We start from the raw sequence: 15,940 nt of genomic DNA on the forward strand, positions 1-15,940 counted from the left end.
CTACGCGCGCATCCGGGTGATGCGGATTACGCCGGTCAGGGCGCGTAGTTTCTTGATCACGCGGGCCAGATGCACACGGTCGTGCACGCTGACCACCAGTTGAACCACGCTGATGCGGCCATCGCGTTCGTCCATGCTGATTTTTTCGATGTTGCCGTCGGCGGCGTTGACGCTGCTGGCCAGCAATGCGATCAGGCCACGCTGATGTTCCAGCTCAACACGCAACTCGACGTTGAACTCGCCGGTGACGTCTTTGGCCCACGACAGCTGAATGCACTTTTCCGGGTTATGACGGATTTCGCTGATGTTCCGGCAATTGTCCAGGTGCACGACCATGCCTTTGCCAGCAGACAGATGACCGACGATCGGGTCGCCGGGAATCGGCGTGCAGCATTTGGCGTAGCTCAGAACCAGACCTTCCGTGCCGCGGATTGCCAACGGGCCTTCAGCGCTCGGCAATTCGTCACCTTCGCTCGCAAGCAGCCGACGGGCAACGACATACGCCATGCGGTTGCCCAGGCCGATGTCTTCGAGAAGATCCTCGATGACTTCGACCCGGTACTCGGCAAGAATCAAGCGCACCCTTTCAGTCGGAATCTTGTCCAGGCTGCTGTCGAAACCGTTGAGAACCTTGTTCAGCAGGCGCTCGCCCAGGCTGATGGATTCGGAGCGGCGTTGCAGCTTGAGCGCGTGACGAATATGCGTGCGTGCCTTGCCGGTGACCACGAAGTTGAGCCACGCAGGATTTGGCCGAGCGCCGGGGGCACTGACGATCTCGACCGTCGAGCCGCTTTGCAAGGGTTCGGAAAGCGGCGCGAGCCTGCGATTGATCCGACAGGCAATGCAGCTGTTGCCGACGTCTGTGTGCACGGCGTAGGCAAAGTCGACGGCCGTAGAGCCTTTGGGCAGCTCCATGATTCGGCCTTTGGGCGTGAAGACGTAGACCTCGTCCGGGAACAGGTCGATCTTCACGCTTTCGATGAATTCAAGCGAGTTGCCGGCGCGCTGCTGCATTTCAAGCACGCCTTTGACCCACTGACGTGCGCGAGCATGGGTGCCCTTCGGTTGCTCATCGCCGGAAGATTTGTACAACCAGTGCGCTGCGATGCCGTTGTTGGCCATCTCTTCCATTTCGCGCGTGCGAATCTGGATTTCGATCGGGACGCCGTGCATGCCGAACAGCGTCGTGTGCAGCGACTGATAGCCGTTGGCCTTGGGGATCGCGATGTAATCCTTGAAGCGGCCGGGCAATGGCTTGTACAAATTATGTACAGCGCCGAGTACGCGATAACACGTATCAACCTTGTCGACGATGATCCGGAACGCGTAGACGTCCATGATCTCATTGAAGGCGCGACGCTTGCCGCGCATCTTCTTGTAGATGCCGTACAGGTGTTTCTGGCGACCGCTGACCTCGCCTTCGATGCCGTCGACGGCGAGGCAGTGGCTCAGCGACTCTTCAATCTTGTTGACCAGTTCCTTGCGATTGCCACGAGCGCGTTTCACGGCCTGGCCAATGCGGGAGGAGCGCATCGGATACATCGCCTTGAAACCCAGGTCCTCGAACTCGATACGCACGCTGTGCATGCCAAGGCGATTGGCGATGGGGGCGTAGATTTCGAGGGTTTCTTTGGCGATGCGGCGGCGCTTCTCGCCGGACAGGACTTCGAGCGTGCGCATGTTGTGCAGGCGATCGGCGAGCTTGACCAGGATCACGCGAATGTCGCGCGCCATGGCCATGGCCATTTTCTGGAAGTTCTCGGCTTGCGCTTCGGCCTTGGTCTCGAAATTCATCTGGGTCAGTTTGCTGACCCCGTCGACCAGTTCGGCCACTGTTTCGCCGAACTGCGCACAAAGCGCCTCTTTGGCGATGCCGGTGTCTTCGATCACGTCATGCAGCATCGCGGCCATCAGGCTTTGATGGTCCATGTGCATGTCGGCAAGGATATTGGCCACCGCCAGCGGGTGCGTGACGTAGGCTTCGCCGCTGCGACGGCGCTGGCCGTCGTGGGCTTGTTCGGCGTAGAAATACGCTCGGCGAACCAGATTGACCTGGTCTTTGCCGAGGTAGGTCGACAGGCGATCGGCGAGGGCGTCTATGCTCGGCAAGATAAGACTCCTTGCCGATGGCGTTGACCCTGCGCCTTGCTACGTCGACCGGGCATAGGCTTAGACGGCCTCGCTGGACTCGTCCTCGAACGCTGCGAACAATGGTTCATCTTCAACGATTTCAGCTTCTGCGATGACAGCGTAATCCATCAGGCCCGCTGCGATTTCGCGCAGGGCAACAACGGTAGGCTTGTCGTTTTCCCAGGCCAGCTTTGGCTCTTTGCCGCCGGTCGCCAGTTGACGCGAACGTTTGGTGGCGAGCATGACCAGCTCAAAGCGGTTATCTACATGTTCCAGGCAGTCTTCAACGGTCACGCGGGCCATGGGTATTCCTCGTAGCAAATGCGATATGCGCGGTGCCCGGATGGGCGAGCGGACTCGGTAGTTTACAAGCGGAGCGCTCAAAGCTTCAAGCGGCATGCCACGAGCGGTCGGTTTTCGCGCTGTTTCGACGCGCTTTGCACCGCCGCTGTAGGAGCGCGCTTGCAGTTGATTATGCAAGGAGCTGTTTCAGCAACTCGGAGTGGCGCTGCTGCTGGTGTTCCTGGCTGAGCAGGTTGGCGCGGAAAATCGCTTTCAGATCTTCAAGGGCGGTGGCGAAATCGTCGTTGATTACGATGTAATCGTATTCGACGTAGTGGCTCATTTCGCTGACGGCTTCGCGCATACGGCCTTCGATGATTTCATCGCTGTCCTGACCACGGTTGGTCAGGCGCTGACGAAGTGCCTGCTGAGTCGGCGGCAGGATGAAGATCGAACGTGCGTGCGGCATCAGTTTGCGCACCTGCTCGGCGCCCTGCCAGTCGATCTCAAGAATCAGATCGTGACCCTCGTCCAGCGTCTGCTGCAGACGGCTTTGCGAAGTGCCGTACAGGTTGCCGAATACTTCGGCCTGTTCGAGAAAGTCGCCGTGCTCAATCATGCGCACGAACTCTTCGCGGTCGACGAAGTGGTAATTCACGCCGTCCGCTTCGCCCGGGCGCATGGCCCGAGTGGTGTGGGAAACGGAGACGCGAATCTGTGGCTGAGCATCGATCAGGGCCTTGACCAGGCTGGTCTTGCCCGCGCCCGATGGGGCGGAAATGATGTACAGGGTGCCGGTGCTGTGGGTCATGTCGGGGTAGGCCTTACTCAATGTTTTGCACTTGTTCGCGCATCTGCTCGATCAACACCTTGAGGTTGACCGCGGCTTGCGTGCTACGAGGATCGAAGGCTTTGGAGCCCAGTGTATTGGCTTCTCGGTTGAGTTCCTGCATAAGGAAATCCAGGCGGCGCCCAGCCTGTCCACCGGCTTTGAGCACGCGGCGCACTTCAGTGACGTGAGTGCTCAAGCGGTCGAGTTCTTCGGCGACGTCGCTTTTTTGCGCGAGCAGCACCATTTCCTGCTCCAGTCGTTGCGGATCCAGCTCGGCCTTCATGTCGGCAAAGCGGTCGAGCACTTTCTGGCGCTGGGTCGCGAGCATCTGCGGCACCAAGGTGCGCAGCGTGGCCACCTCGGTTTTGATCGAGGTGAGCCGTTCGTCGAGAAGTTTCGCCAGGTCGGCACCTTCGCGGGCGCGTCCGGCCTTGAGCTCTTCCAGTGCCTGGTTGAACAGCGACAGCGCGTCGTTGTTCAGCGCCTGAGGATCGGTTGCATCGGCGACCAGAACACCCGGCCAGGCAAGCACCTCGAGCGGGTTCAGCGCTGCGGGTTGCTGGATCAGGCTGGCAACCAGCTCGGCCGCCGCGACCAGTTGCCCGGCGCGTTCGCGATTGACCTGCAACGGTTTGCCGGCGGTTTCCTCGGTGAAGCGCAAGGTGCATTCGATCTTGCCGCGTGATAGCCCCTGACGCAGTGCTTCACGCACGGCGCTTTCCAGATCGCGAAATGATTCCGGCAGGCGCAGGTGGGGTTCGAGGTAACGATGATTGACCGAGCGCAGTTCCCAGCTCAGCGTGCCTTGTGGGCCTGCTCGTTCAGCGCGGGCAAAAGCCGTCATGCTGTGCACCATGGGAAGTACCTCTATAAAGTCAGGCGTTGGAAATAGCCTGCTCGGGGCGGTGATCTGCCCGGTTGAGTGTCGTGAAAAAACGACAGGCTATAAAGGCGCAGGATTGTAGCTCAGTGCGAGGTTGGCGCCCAAATGCAGCATTGTCGCAAGCGATGCGCGGTGCTGCGGCTTCACTGCCTGGTCGCGCGTTTCGCGCGGCCGATGGTCATCGATCGCGCATTAGATGCCCCAAGGGCGTGCTTGCGCCTCTATAATGCACGTCAGTTTTCCGTCTCAGTACAGGTATCCCGAATGAAACGTCCAAGTGGTCGCGCTGCCGATCAGCTCCGCTCGATCCGCATCACCCGCAACTACACCAAGCACGCCGAGGGTTCTGTGCTGGTCGAGTTTGGTGATACCAAAGTCATCTGCACCGTCAGCGTCGAAAACGGCGTTCCACGTTTTCTGAAAGGTCAGGGTCAAGGTTGGCTGACCGCCGAGTACGGCATGCTGCCGCGTGCGACAGGTGAGCGTAATCAGCGCGAAGCCAGCCGTGGCAAACAAGGTGGCCGTACCCTGGAAATTCAACGCCTCATCGGCCGGTCTCTGCGTGCCGCGCTGGATATGTCCAAGCTCGGCGACGTCACGCTGTATGTCGATTGCGACGTGATCCAGGCCGACGGCGGCACTCGCACCGCGTCGATCACAGGCGCCATGGTTGCGCTGGTCGATGCGCTTAAATCCATCAAGAAGCGCGGCGGCCTCAAGGGCGGCGACCCGCTCAAGCAGATGATCGCCGCTGTGTCGGTGGGCATGTACCAGGGTGAGCCGGTGCTGGATCTGGACTACCTGGAAGACTCGGCTGCCGAAACCGACTTGAACGTCGTCATGACCAGCGCTGGCGGCTTCATCGAAGTTCAGGGCACCGCCGAAGGTGCTCCGTTCCAGCCAGAAGAGCTCAACGCGATGTTGGCTCTGGCACAGAAGGGCATGAGCGAGCTGTTCGAGAAGCAGCTTGCTGCACTGGCCGACTGATTGCCGTTTCAGCGAGTCTTTTGAATACCGTCATAACAGGGAAAGCATGATGATCGACAGTCAGCCGCCGCTACCGGCACCCAGCAAAGAAGTTCGTCAGTGGGCGATGCTGTGCCACTTTGCAGCGTTTTTCGGACTGATCTTTCCGTTCGGCAATCTGTTGGGGCCGCTGATTGTCTGGCAGCTGAAGAAAGAGGCTGACCCCTTCATCGACGCACAGGGCAAGGAAGCGCTGAATTTTCAGATCACCGTGGCCATTGCCGCGATGATCTGCTTCCTGCTGATGATCATCGTCATTGGCTTTCCGTTATTGATGCTCGTGGGCGTCGGCGCGCTGGTGCTGACGATCATTGCAGGCATCAAGGCCAATGACGGGGTCGCGTATCGTTATCCGTTTACCTGGCGGTTGATCAAGTAATCCTTGCCTGGTCGGACGCTTTCGCGAGCAAGCCCGATCCCGCAGGTAAAACGTTCAGGGTGCAGAAAAACAAAAGCCGACTTCACGTCGGCTTTCTTTTGAGCAACTGAACGTCAGATGGTCAACGTCCAGTCGTAGTCCACGATCAGCGGCGCGTGTTGCGAGAAGCGCGGCTGGCGTGGCAGGCGTGCGCTACGTACGAAGCGGCGCAGACCCGGGGTCAACAACTGATAGTCGAACCGCCAGCCCAGATTGAGCATCTCGGCCTGTTCGTTATCGGGCCACCAGCTGTACTGGTCGCCTTCGCGGCTGACTTCGCGCAGGGCATCGACGTAGCCCATGTTGCCCACAATCTCGTCCATCCAGGCACGTTCAGGTGCCAGGAAGCCCGGAGATTGCTGGCTGTCGCGCCAGTTCTTGATATCCAGCTTCTGCTGGGCCACGTACAGCGAGCCACAATAAATGTACTCGCGACGCTTGCGCCGCTGCTTGTCCAGATACTTGCCGAAATCGTCCATGAGCTTGAATTTCTGATTCAAGTCCTCATCGCCGTTCATCCCGGACGGGAGCAGCAAGGTCGCAATACTGACTTTATCGAAATCTGCTTGCAGGTAACGCCCGTAACGGTCGGCTGTCTCGAAGCCGAGACCGTTGATTACCGCCTTCGGTTGCAGCCGCGAGTAAAGTGCCACGCCACCTTGGGCAGGGACTTCGGCATCGCAGGCATATAGGAAGTAGCCGTCCAGTTGGAAGGCTGGGTCGTCCAGTTCAAAGGCGGAGGCGCGGGTGTCCTGAAGGCAGATGACGTCGGCATTCTGGGCTTGCAGCCAACTGAGCAAACCACGCTCGACTGCAGCCTGAATACCATTAACGTTCACACTGATGATCCGCATAAATGGCCCCAAAAATCACGTGCGTGTATGATACCCGAGCTCTACCTAATTAGCTAAATCCGTGGTATTCGGGGCTTTTTTCATGCAGGCGTATCAGCGCGATTTTATTCGTTTTGCCATCGATCGCGGGGTTTTGCGCTTCGGTGAATTCACTTTGAAGTCAGGGCGCACCAGCCCTTACTTCTTTAATGCCGGTCTTTTCAACAGCGGTTCGGCGCTTGCCCAGTTGGGCAAGTTCTATGCGGCCGCGGTCGTCGAAAGCGGTATTTCGTTCGATGTTCTGTTCGGGCCAGCCTACAAGGGTATCCCGCTGGCGGCCGCGACCGCCGTGGCGTTGGCCGATCATCACAACCTGGACCTGCCGTGGTGTTTCAACCGCAAGGAGGCCAAGGCTCATGGTGAAGGCGGCAGTCTGGTCGGCGCGCCGTTGACCGGCAATGTGCTGATCATCGACGACGTGATCACTGCCGGCACCGCGATCCGTGAAGTGATGCAGATCATTCAGGCCCAAGGCGCCAATGCGGCAGGCGTATTGATTGCGTTGAATCGTCAGGAACGCGGCAATGGCGAGCTTTCCGCGATTCAAGAGGTCGAGCGCGACTTCGGCATTCCTGTGGTGAGCATCGTTTCGTTGAATCAGGTTCTCGAGTTCCTGGCCGATGATCCGCAGCTCAAACAGCACTTGCCGGCGGTCGAAGCCTATCGCGCGCAGTACGGCATCTGAGTCGTCTAGGGATCTCGCTTTTATGCTCAAGCTGGGCACATTAGGTCTTTGTCTGTCGCTGGGTCTGGGCTGCGTCACTGCCGTTCACGCTGATGATGCGCCGGGTATCGTGTTCTATCGCTACGTCGACAACCGTGGAGTGACGGTCCTCGATCGTCAGGGCGTACCTGCTGAATACGCCGGCAAAGGCTATGAGGTGCTCAACCAGCGCGGCCGTGTGGTTCAGGTCGTCCCGCCAGCGCCGACAGCCGATCAGGCGCGTGAAGCTCAGGCCGCCGCCCAGGCTGCGAAGCTGCAGGCTGACGCGGACGCCCAGTTGCTGCATCTTTACAGCAGCGTTGCCGATGTCGACCGCGCCCGAACTCGCAAACTGGCTGAGCTGGACGCGCTGATTTCCGTGGCGCAAGGCAACATTCAGGGGCTGACGACCCAACTCGGCACGCTTCAGAGCCAGGCTGCGGATCAAGAGCGCGCAGGGCACCCGGTGTCTCAGAACCTGATCGATCAGATGAACGACGTGCGCGATCAGCAGCAGAACCTGAAAGTCGATATCTTGCGCTATCAGACCACGCGGCAGCAGGCTGATCGTGATTTCGCGCAGGATCGCGCGCGCTTGCAGCAGCTGATTCCGCAATAACGGCCGTCGTCTCCGAGGTCGCAAAATGAAAAGGCCCCGCCGGTTGTCGCCGACGGGGCCTTTTTCATTCTGCTTGGTGCGATCAGTGACGCTTGCGGTTGCTGATCAGCGTACCGACGCCGGTGTCGGTGAAGATTTCCAGGAGCACGGCATTCGGCACGCGACCGTCGATGATGTGCGAGGTGGTCACGCCGCCCTGGACCGCTTCAAGCGCGCAGCGAATCTTCGGCAACATACCGCCGTAGATGGTGCCGTCGGCGATCAGGCCATTTACCTGCTCGGTCGTCAGCCCGGTCAGAACCTTGCCTTCCTTGTCCATCAGGCCGGCGATGTTGGTCAGCAGCATGAGCTTTTCGGCCTTCAGCGCTTCAGCCACTTTACCGGCGACCAGGTCGGCGTTGATGTTGTAGGACTCGCCGTCCGCGCCCACGCCAATTGGCGCAATGACTGGAATGAAATCGCCCTTAACCAGCATGTTCAGCAGGTCGGTATTGATGCCTACGACTTCGCCGACGTGGCCGATGTCGATGATTTCAGGCTTGGTCATTTCCGGCGTCTGGCGAGTGACATTCATCTTCTTGGCGCGGATCAACTGAGCATCTTTGCCGGTCAGGCCGATCGCACTGCCGCCGTGGCGGTTGATCAGGTTGACGATGTCTTTATTGACCTGGCCGCCCAGGACCATTTCGACGACGTCCATGGTCTGTGCGTCGGTGACGCGCATGCCGTCGATGAAATGGCTTTCGATGGACAGGCGCTTGAGCAGGTCACCGATCTGTGGACCACCGCCATGAACCACGACCGGGTTGATGCCTACCGCCTTCATCAGCACGATGTCGCGGGCAAAGCCGGTCTTCAGCTCTTCGCTTTCCATGGCGTTGCCGCCGTACTTGATGACCAGCGTCTTGCCGACAAAACGGCGAATGTAGGGCAACGCTTCGGAAAGGACCTTGGCGGCATTGGCTGCGGCATCACGTTCGAGGGTCATTTGGGCTCCACTCAAAAAATTGGTCAAAAAGGAAGTTCTAAGTCCGGTGCTACGTTGTTCAGCTGGGCGCGGAACACGTCCTTGATGCGCTGCAGCTCGGCTTCGGTTTCGGCTTCGAAGCGTAATACCAGCACTGGGGTGGTATTGGAAGCGCGAACCAGACCCCAGCCCTTCGGGTAGTCGACGCGTACGCCATCGATGCTGGTCAGGTTGGCATTGCCCCACTGTGCATCGCGCTCCAGCGCTTCGATGATGCCGAATTTGCTGGTCTCGGTGACTTTGACGTTGATTTCCGGAGTCGACAGATCGTTGGGAAACGTTGCGAACAGTTCTTCGGCGCTGAGTTTTTCCTGGCTGAGAATCTCCAGCAGACGCGCTGCGCTGTAGATTCCGTCGTCGAAGCCGAACCAGCGCTCCTTGAAGAAGATATGCCCGCTCATCTCACCGGCCAGCAATGCGCCGCTTTCCTTCATCTTCTTCTTGATCAGCGAGTGACCAGTTTTCCACATTACAGGCCGGCCGCCGTATTCCTGGATCAACGGTATCAGTCGGCGTGTGCATTTCACGTCGAAGATAATGTCGGCACCTGGATTGCGCTTGACTACGTCGCGGGCGAACAGCATCAGCAGGCGATCGGGGTATACGACGCTGCCTGCGTTGGTGACGACACCTACGCGGTCGCCATCGCCATCGAACGCCAGCCCTACATCCGCGCCGGTTTCCTTGACCTTGGCGATCAGGTCCTGAAGATTTTCCAGCTTGCCCGGATCGGGATGATGGTTGGGAAAGTTGCCGTCCACTTCGCAGAACAGCGGGATGACTTCGCAGTTCAGGGCTTCGAGCAATTGCGGTGCAATCACGCCAGCCGCGCCATTGCCGCAGTCGACGACCACCTTCATGCGGCGGGCGAGAACCACGTCATTGGTGATCTGGCCGGCGTACAGATCGAGAATGTCGACCTGCGTAATGCTGCCTTTGGCGGACGGCAAATGGTTGCTTTTGATCCGCGCATGCAGCGCCTGAATCTGCTCGTTGGCGAGTGTGTCGCCAGCGATCACGATCTTGAAGCCGTTGTAGTCCTTCGGGTTATGGCTGCCGGTCAGCATGACGCCGGTTCTGCCCGCCAGAACGCAGGCCGCGTAATACAGAGCGGGCGTCGGGACAAGGCCGATGTCGCTGACATGGCAGCCGCTGTCATACAGACCTTTGATCAACTGAGCCACGAGCGTCGGCCCTGACAAACGACCGTCGCGGCCGACGGAGACGTTCGGTTCGCCTTGCGCCAGACTCTGCGCACCGACGGCGCGTCCGATCCAGTAAGCGGTCTCGGCCGTCAGCGTTTCGCCCACGATGCCGCGAATGTCGTATGCGCGGAAAATGCTGTCCGGAAACTCCGGTGCGATGGAAACGGTGCTGCTCATAGCGTGAAAATGCTCCGACTCCAGCAAGTCCTGTGGTTCATCGAGCAGGTCGATGTCGAGAATGTCGGTGTCCTGAAACAAAGGGTCAGTCAGATCGCTTTCTTCTGAAATCACGGGCGAAAAAGTGGCGGCGTTGCTTGTTGAGCCCGGTGCTGTAGTGGGTAAGGCGTTGTCCGCCGACGGAGTGGTTGTCGCAGGCCCTGCTGCGCGCAACGAGAATCTGGCCATGCTTTGCGCCAGTCCGTTCAGGGCCGGCAAGCTGAGGCCGAAGGCTTTGACGGCTTTGCCACCCGAGAGTTCTTGCAGCAATTGCTCCAGCTGTCGGGCGTCGGCGGCGACGCGGCGTTTGATCGCGCTTTCATTGAGATAAAGCCCCAGCAGCACGCTGCCAATGGCAACCAGCAGCGCCAGCAGCAACATCAGCCAAGGCGTTGAGCCTTGCAGCGCAGGACCGGCCGCGAACGTGAGCTTCCAGTTGGGATAGCCGGTGGCGAAGTCGATCGCTTGACCACCGTCGCTTTGCCCTCGCGTCAGAAAGGTTTGCGCGGCCGCTGTGCCGAATTGCTGGCTTAGCACGATCTGGCCCACGTCGGCAGGTGCGTCCGGCAGCGCGCTGGTCAGACGTTGAAGGTTGTAGGCCAGCAGCAGTGTGCCGGTGATCGGGGCGTCCGGCGCGGTCCGCAGCGGTGCAACGCTGTAAATCAGCCAGGCGTCGCCGACCTTGCGCGCTTCAGGGGCTGGCGTTTCGCCTTTGCCGGCCTTGGCAAGCATGTCCAGCGTGGCGAAGCTGACAGGAATGGCGCCCTGATTGTCGACGTTGTTGAATCCTGGCGGATTCAGGCGAGCACCGACCACGCCGTCTCTGAAGCGCAAGCGATTCTGCGCGCTTTCGACTGCCGTCGGATCACTGTTCTGCAAGGTCTGCGCGAGTGTGCCGTCGGTGGCCGCGGCCAGAGTGTCGGCGTTGATCTGGCGCAACGCTCTGTTCACTGCGCCAGCCTGCGTGCTGCCCCAGGCTTGCAGCAATTGCTCGTGCTGTTGCGGCTGGCTCTGAATGGCAAGCCAGACGAGCACGGCAGAGGCGAGCAGGCCGATGAGCGACGGAATGAGGCCCGGGCTTGCCAGGCTCAGACTGGGATCCTTGCCTGGGGTGTCGGTGGTGTCCTGAATGGAGGTCGCCTTGGCTGTGCGCTTGATGCCTTTCAAACTTCACTCTCCCTGCTCGATCTGCCTTAGGCGGCCTTAAGTTCTCGCATTCGCTCAGGACCTGAACGGCCATGAGCGATTGTTGCCAAGGTTAAGTCGGGTCAATCAATGGCTACCAGAGTGACCGAAGCCGCCAGCACCGCGCTGACTCTCGTCGAATTCCTGGACGATGTCGAAGTGCGCCTGAACCACCGGCATCAGGACCAACTGCGCAATGCGTTCGCCGATGGAAATCTTGAACGCCGTCTGGCCGCGGTTCCAGCAGGAGACCATCAGCTCGCCCTGGTAATCGGAGTCGATCAGGCCGACCAGATTGCCCAGCACCACGCCGTGCTTATGGCCCAGGCCTGAGCGCGGCAAAATCAGCGCGGCAAGGCCCGGATCTGCGATATAGATCGACAGTCCGGTCGGAATCAGAAGGGTCTGACCCGGTTCGAGCACTGTGTCCTCTTTGAGCATGGCGCGCAGGTCCAGGCCGGCGGAGCCGGTAGTGGCGTAGGCCGGGAGTGGAAATTCGCTGCCAATGCGAGGGTCGAGGATCTTGGCTTGTAGAGCATGCATACGTGATTAAACCTGGTTCATACGTTCAGCGATAAAAGTCACCAGCTGGCGGGCTATCTTGGCCTTGCTGGTCTGGGCGAAGAGCGTTTCCTGCAACGCTCGGTCGATCACGCTGCACGCGTTTTCTTCGCTGTTGAAGCCAATGCTGGGATTGGCCACGTCATTGGCGACGATCAGGTCGAGGTTTTTATCCTTGAGCTTGCGTGCGGCGTAGTCGAGCAGGTGTTCGGTCTCGGCGGCAAAGCCGACACTGAACGGGCGATCTTCACGTTGGGCGATGGTGGCAAGAATGTCCGGATTGCGGACCATCTGCAGGAGCAGGCCATCACCGTTGGTGGGATCTTTCTTCAATTTTTGTGGCGCAACGACTTCCGGGCGGTAGTCGGCAACCGCAGCAGAGGCGATGAACAGGTCGCAGGGCATGGCCGCTTCGCACGCGGCGAGCATGTCGCGGGCGCTGACGACATCAATGCGCGACACGCGATCCGGGGTCTGAAGATTGACCGGGCCGGTGATCAGCGTGACCCGTGCGCCCGCTTCCGCAGCGGCTTCGGCCAGGGCAAAGCCCATTTTTCCGGAACTGTGGTTGGTGATGTAGCGCACCGGATCGATGTTTTCCTGCGTCGGCCCGGCCGTGATAAGGACGTGCTTGCCGGTCATCGTCAGGCGCTGAAAACAGTCGGCAGCCGACTGCGCAAGATCATTGGGCTCAAGCATGCGTCCGTAGCCCACATCGCCGCAGGCCTGGCTGCCACTGGCCGGCCCGAACATGCGAAAGCCACGTGTTTCGAGGGTTTGCAGGTTGGCTTGTACAGAGGGATCGCGCCACATGGCCTGATTCATGGCAGGCGCTATCGCGACGATGGCGTCGGTCGCCAGTACCACGGTGGTCAGCAGATCATTGGCGATGCCTTGGGCCAGACGCGCAATGAGGTCGGCGGTGCCCGGGGCGATCAGCACCATGTCCGCCCATTTCGCCAGTTCGATGTGCCCCATGGCCGCTTCGGCCGCAGGGTCGAGCAAGTCCAGGTGCACAGGATGCCCGGACAATGCCTGCATGGTCAGTGGGGTGATGAACTCGGCTCCGCCCTTGGTCATGACGACCCGGACCTCGGCACCGTGGTCGCGCAACCGGCGGACCAGTTCGGCGCTCTTGTAGGCCGCGATGCCTCCGCCGACGCCGAGAACGATGCGTTTCCGATACAGCCGCTGCATAGGCCTGCCTTTTGGTCGAGTTAACACGCGGCAATCATGACGCCTCCCCAGGCCTGAATGTCGCGTTGAAAAGAGGGCTAAGATAGCACAGCGACCGCACGGGAACAGCGGCGCCCACATACAGGGAGGTGCTATGAGTATTCGTGATTGGCCCATGGCTGAACGGCCGCGGGAGAAGCTGCTCGAGCGAGGAGCCGCGAGCCTGTCGGACGCCGAATTGCTGGCAATTTTTCTGCGCACCGGCGTCTCGGGAAAAAGCGCGGTCGATCTGGCCCGGCATCTGTTGAATCAGTTTGGCAGCCTGCGATCCTTGCTCGAGGCGAACCTGACGGCGTTCAGCAAAGAGCTGGGGCTGGGCCCCGCCAAGTACGCGCAGTTACAGGCGGTCATGGAAATGGCCCGGCGCAACATGGGTGAAGACCTCAAGCGCGATTCGGTGCTGGAAAACCCCAGTCAGGTCCGCCGCTACCTCAAAGCGTTGCTGCGACACGAACCCCATGAGGTTTTCGGGTGCCTCTTTCTGGACAGTAAAAACCGCGTGCAGGCGTTCGAGGTGCTGTTCCACGGAACGATCAACATGGCTCACGTGCATGCCCGCCAGGTCGTCAAACGCGCGCTGGCGCACAACTGCGCGGCGTTGATCCTTTGTCACAATCATCCGTCCGGCGTGCGTGACGCCAGCGAGGACGATATCGAGCTCACCCGGCACCTGAAACAGGCGCTGGCTCTGGTCGATGTGTTGGTGCTGGATCACCTGATCATTGGCGACGGCGATCCGCTGTCGATGGCCGAGCATGGCCTGATCCGGTAGAGGAGGGCGATGGCTTGAAGCAGCCCCGCTGGCGGGACTGCTTCAAGGTGCTGGCTTATTTCAGGCTGACTTTCGAGAAGTCCTGGCGCCCGAACGGGCTGACGCTGTAGTTCACGACGTTCTTGCGCGTCAGGGCGAAAGCGGTCGGGTGCGCGAGAGGAAGCCAGAGCGCCTGCTTCTGGATCTGCTCTTGGGCCTGATGATAAAGCTTGGCGCGCTGACCCTGGTCGGTCACCGCTTTGCCCTGGCTGATCAGCTTGTCCAAACCGTCATCGCAATAACGGGCAAAGTTGGTACCCGACTTGACCGCGGCGCACGAGAACTGCGGCGTGAGGAAGTTATCCGGGTCTCCGTTGTCGCCTGCCCAGCCCATGAACAACAGGTCATGCTCGCCTGTTTTGGCGCGACGGATGAGTTCACCCCATTCGATGACTTTGATCTCCGCCTTGATACCCACGGCCGCCAGATCGTTCTGCAGCAATTGCGCGCCCGCGCTCGGGTTCGGATTAAGCAGGCTGCCGGAAGGGCGAGTCCAGATCGTGGTTTTGAATCCGTCTTTCAACCCTGCGCTGGCGAGCAATGCCTTGGCCTTGGCCACGTCGTGCTTGTAGCCGGGCAAGTCGCTGGCGTAGCCCCAGGTGTTGGGCGGGTACGGGCCGTTGGCCGCTCTGGCAGAACCCTCGAAAACCGCTTTGAGGTAGGTGTCCTTGTCGAACGCCAGGTTGATCGCCTGACGAACCTGCGGCTTGTCGAGCGGCGGGTGCTGGCTGTTGATCGCCAGGAATGCGGTCATGAAAGCGTCGGTTTTTTCGACGTTGAGGTTCTGATCCTTGCCTGCTTCAGCCACGTCCAGCGGCTTGGGAGACAAGGCAATCTGGCACTCATTCTGGCGAAGGCGCTGCAAGCGCACGTTGGCGTCCGGTGTGATCGCGTAGATCAGCGTGTCGACCGCCGGCTTGCCCGCGAAATAATCCGGGTTGGCCTCGTAACGCACCACCGAATCCTTCTGGAAACGCTTGAAGACGAACGGGCCGGTACCGATTGGCTGGCTGTTGAGCTTCTCCGGCGTACCGGCTTTCATCAGCTGGGCTGTGTATTCAGCAGAATAAATAGAAGCGAAACCCATGCTCAAGGTGGCAAGGAATGTCGCGTCCGGGTGATCGAGGGTGATGCGCACGGTATTGGCATCGGGTGCTTCGATTTTCTTGATCAGCGATGGCCACTGCATCGACTGCGCGTGCGGGAAACCCTGCGCGGCGACCTTGTTCCACGGATTGGCCGGGTCGAGCATGCGCTGGAAGCTGAACACGACATCTTGCGCGTCGAGCGCACGAGTCGGGGTGAAATAGTCGGTGTGATGGAATTTCACGCCTTGGCGCAGCTTGAAGTCATACGTGAGGCCGTCGGGCCATACGCTCCAGCTTTCAGCCAGGCTGGGGACCAGCTTTCCGGTCTGGGCGTCGTAGTCCACCAGCCGGTTCATCAGCACATCTGCCGATGCGTTGGTGGTGGTCAGCGAGTTATATTGCACCACGTCGAAGCCTTCGGGGCTGGCTTCCGTGCACACGCTCAGAGCCGTTGCCGCCTGAGCCATCAACGGCGCGGACAAGGACGCGAGCAAAAAGGGTAAAACGGCTAGGCGCATGGCGATTTTCCTTTCAGAGATAGCCCATCTGCCGGCGCAGTCTGGTGAGGGAGTTACCCTAGACCATGGATAGGCGCAGGACAATCGCTGCGGCGCGACGAGTGGTATATTTCCCGTCGCGCCCGATGCTGCTGGCGCTGCCAGACTAAAAGCCCTGAGTTTCTTGCAGGTAATTCGTCGTTTCTGTTGTTGCACCCAAGGCTTTCTGGTATAAAGCAGCGCTCTTTTCTAGGGGCCCGCTGCCTTCACCGCTGGTGTGGCCGGTAAGACCCCTGAAGAAACGCGGCGCCTGGCGCCAAATGACTGA

15 protein-coding genes are annotated in these 15,940 nt (G+C 59.9%); 5 read left to right on the forward strand and 10 right to left on the reverse strand.

Translation table 11 applies throughout. From position 1 onward, the window contains the following. The 4 genes from spoT to QRN36_RS04015 all read right to left on the reverse strand — a co-directional run bounded on the left by spoT (window position 1) and on the right by QRN36_RS04015 (window position 4,100). Window positions 1-2,109 (reverse strand): bifunctional GTP diphosphokinase/guanosine-3',5'-bis pyrophosphate 3'-pyrophosphohydrolase, encoded by a 2,109-nt coding sequence (gene spoT, locus QRN36_RS04000; RefSeq protein ID WP_093466278.1) that lies wholly within the window; start codon window positions 2,107-2,109, stop codon window positions 1-3. Between the two features lie 60 nt (window positions 2,110-2,169). Beyond that, window positions 2,170-2,433, reverse strand: a complete 264-nt coding sequence (gene rpoZ, locus QRN36_RS04005; protein ID WP_025257879.1) for a DNA-directed RNA polymerase subunit omega — start codon at window positions 2,431-2,433, stop codon at window positions 2,170-2,172. Window positions 2,434-2,602: 169 nt separating this feature from the next. Next, entirely contained in the window at window positions 2,603-3,223 is a 621-nt protein-coding gene (gene gmk / locus QRN36_RS04010) for a guanylate kinase (protein WP_285422946.1), read from the reverse strand. Between the two features lie 13 nt (window positions 3,224-3,236). Continuing rightward, the gene (locus QRN36_RS04015; RefSeq protein ID WP_285422905.1) at window positions 3,237-4,100 is read right to left on the reverse strand and encodes a YicC/YloC family endoribonuclease; all 864 of its coding nucleotides are present in this window, start codon (window positions 4,098-4,100) and stop codon (window positions 3,237-3,239) included. 291 nt (window positions 4,101-4,391) lie between these two features. On the opposite strand from QRN36_RS04015, the gene rph reads away from it, so the two are divergent. Together rph and QRN36_RS04025 are read left to right on the forward strand one after the other, a co-directional pair. Next, window positions 4,392-5,114: a ribonuclease PH gene (rph, locus tag QRN36_RS04020; RefSeq protein WP_093466271.1), complete on the forward strand. Its 723-nt coding sequence runs from the start codon at window positions 4,392-4,394 to the stop codon at window positions 5,112-5,114. 49 nt (window positions 5,115-5,163) lie between these two features. Then, on the forward strand, window positions 5,164-5,532 hold the full coding sequence (locus tag QRN36_RS04025) for a DUF4870 domain-containing protein (RefSeq protein ID WP_285422906.1): 369 nt from the start codon (window positions 5,164-5,166) through the stop codon (window positions 5,530-5,532). Between the two features lie 113 nt (window positions 5,533-5,645). Here the strand turns inward: QRN36_RS04025 and QRN36_RS04030 are convergent, their stop codons facing one another. Then, a complete protein-coding gene (locus QRN36_RS04030) occupies window positions 5,646-6,425 on the reverse strand; it encodes an exodeoxyribonuclease III (protein ID WP_037016693.1) in 780 nt (259 codons plus the stop codon). Between the two features lie 82 nt (window positions 6,426-6,507). Between QRN36_RS04030 and pyrE the strand changes: the two genes are divergently transcribed. Next, complete coding sequence (pyrE, locus tag QRN36_RS04035; protein ID WP_093466265.1) at window positions 6,508-7,149, forward strand: orotate phosphoribosyltransferase; 642 nt, start codon at window positions 6,508-6,510, stop codon at window positions 7,147-7,149. A 22-nt stretch (window positions 7,150-7,171) separates the two neighbouring features. Next, the gene (locus QRN36_RS04040; RefSeq protein WP_285422907.1) at window positions 7,172-7,786 is read left to right on the forward strand and encodes a DUF4124 domain-containing protein; all 615 of its coding nucleotides are present in this window, start codon (window positions 7,172-7,174) and stop codon (window positions 7,784-7,786) included. Window positions 7,787-7,868: 82 nt separating this feature from the next. Here the strand turns inward: QRN36_RS04040 and argB are convergent, their stop codons facing one another. The 4 genes from argB to coaBC all read right to left on the reverse strand — a co-directional run bounded on the left by argB (window position 7,869) and on the right by coaBC (window position 13,177). Beyond that, window positions 7,869-8,774 (reverse strand): acetylglutamate kinase, encoded by a 906-nt coding sequence (argB, locus tag QRN36_RS04045; protein ID WP_062379782.1) that lies wholly within the window; start codon window positions 8,772-8,774, stop codon window positions 7,869-7,871. A gap of 23 nt (window positions 8,775-8,797) precedes the next feature. Further along, window positions 8,798-10,195: a phosphomannomutase/phosphoglucomutase gene (locus QRN36_RS04050; protein ID WP_285422947.1), complete on the reverse strand. Its 1,398-nt coding sequence runs from the start codon at window positions 10,193-10,195 to the stop codon at window positions 8,798-8,800. Between the two features lie 1,311 nt (window positions 10,196-11,506). Further along, window positions 11,507-11,962, reverse strand: a complete 456-nt coding sequence (gene dut, locus QRN36_RS04055; protein ID WP_285422908.1) for a dUTP diphosphatase — start codon at window positions 11,960-11,962, stop codon at window positions 11,507-11,509. Window positions 11,963-11,968: 6 nt separating this feature from the next. Beyond that, complete coding sequence (gene coaBC / locus QRN36_RS04060) at window positions 11,969-13,177, reverse strand: bifunctional phosphopantothenoylcysteine decarboxylase/phosphopantothenate--cysteine ligase CoaBC (protein WP_285422909.1); 1,209 nt, start codon at window positions 13,175-13,177, stop codon at window positions 11,969-11,971. Window positions 13,178-13,310: 133 nt separating this feature from the next. On the opposite strand from coaBC, the gene radC reads away from it, so the two are divergent. After that, window positions 13,311-13,988, forward strand: coding sequence for a DNA repair protein RadC (radC, locus tag QRN36_RS04065; protein WP_093466252.1), 678 nt, complete (start codon window positions 13,311-13,313; stop codon window positions 13,986-13,988). Window positions 13,989-14,043: 55 nt separating this feature from the next. On the opposite strand, the gene QRN36_RS04070 is transcribed toward radC, so the two are convergent. After that, window positions 14,044-15,633, reverse strand: a complete 1,590-nt coding sequence (locus tag QRN36_RS04070) for an ABC transporter substrate-binding protein (protein WP_285422910.1) — start codon at window positions 15,631-15,633, stop codon at window positions 14,044-14,046. Between the last annotated feature and the right edge of the window lie 307 nt (window positions 15,634-15,940).

Source organism: Pseudomonas sp. efr-133-TYG-103a (assembly GCF_030209235.1).
In the GTDB taxonomy this organism is placed as follows: Bacteria; Pseudomonadota; Gammaproteobacteria; order Pseudomonadales; family Pseudomonadaceae; genus Aquipseudomonas.

Bases quoted from the DNA above. Each gene is read 5' to 3' on its own strand.
- QRN36_RS04025 (WP_285422906.1), top strand. From the start codon at position 5,164: ATGATCGACAGTCAGCCGCCGCTACCGGCACCCAGCAAAGAAGTTCGT.
- pyrE (WP_093466265.1), top strand. From the start codon at position 6,508: ATGCAGGCGTATCAGCGCGATTTTATTCGTTTTGCCATCGATCGCGGG.
- dut (WP_285422908.1), bottom strand. From the start codon at position 11,962: ATGCATGCTCTACAAGCCAAGATCCTCGACCCTCGCATTGGCAGCGAA.
- coaBC (WP_285422909.1), bottom strand. From the start codon at position 13,177: ATGCAGCGGCTGTATCGGAAACGCATCGTTCTCGGCGTCGGCGGAGGC.
- QRN36_RS04030 (WP_037016693.1), bottom strand. From the start codon at position 6,425: ATGCGGATCATCAGTGTGAACGTTAATGGTATTCAGGCTGCAGTCGAG.
- QRN36_RS04050 (WP_285422947.1), bottom strand. From the start codon at position 10,195: ATGAGCAGCACCGTTTCCATCGCACCGGAGTTTCCGGACAGCATTTTC.
- rph (WP_093466271.1), top strand. From the start codon at position 4,392: ATGAAACGTCCAAGTGGTCGCGCTGCCGATCAGCTCCGCTCGATCCGC.
- QRN36_RS04015 (WP_285422905.1), bottom strand. From the start codon at position 4,100: ATGGTGCACAGCATGACGGCTTTTGCCCGCGCTGAACGAGCAGGCCCA.
- argB (WP_062379782.1), bottom strand. From the start codon at position 8,774: ATGACCCTCGAACGTGATGCCGCAGCCAATGCCGCCAAGGTCCTTTCC.
- QRN36_RS04070 (WP_285422910.1), bottom strand. From the start codon at position 15,633: ATGCGCCTAGCCGTTTTACCCTTTTTGCTCGCGTCCTTGTCCGCGCCG.
- QRN36_RS04040 (WP_285422907.1), top strand. From the start codon at position 7,172: ATGCTCAAGCTGGGCACATTAGGTCTTTGTCTGTCGCTGGGTCTGGGC.
- gmk (WP_285422946.1), bottom strand. From the start codon at position 3,223: ATGACCCACAGCACCGGCACCCTGTACATCATTTCCGCCCCATCGGGC.
- radC (WP_093466252.1), top strand. From the start codon at position 13,311: ATGAGTATTCGTGATTGGCCCATGGCTGAACGGCCGCGGGAGAAGCTG.
- rpoZ (WP_025257879.1), bottom strand. From the start codon at position 2,433: ATGGCCCGCGTGACCGTTGAAGACTGCCTGGAACATGTAGATAACCGC.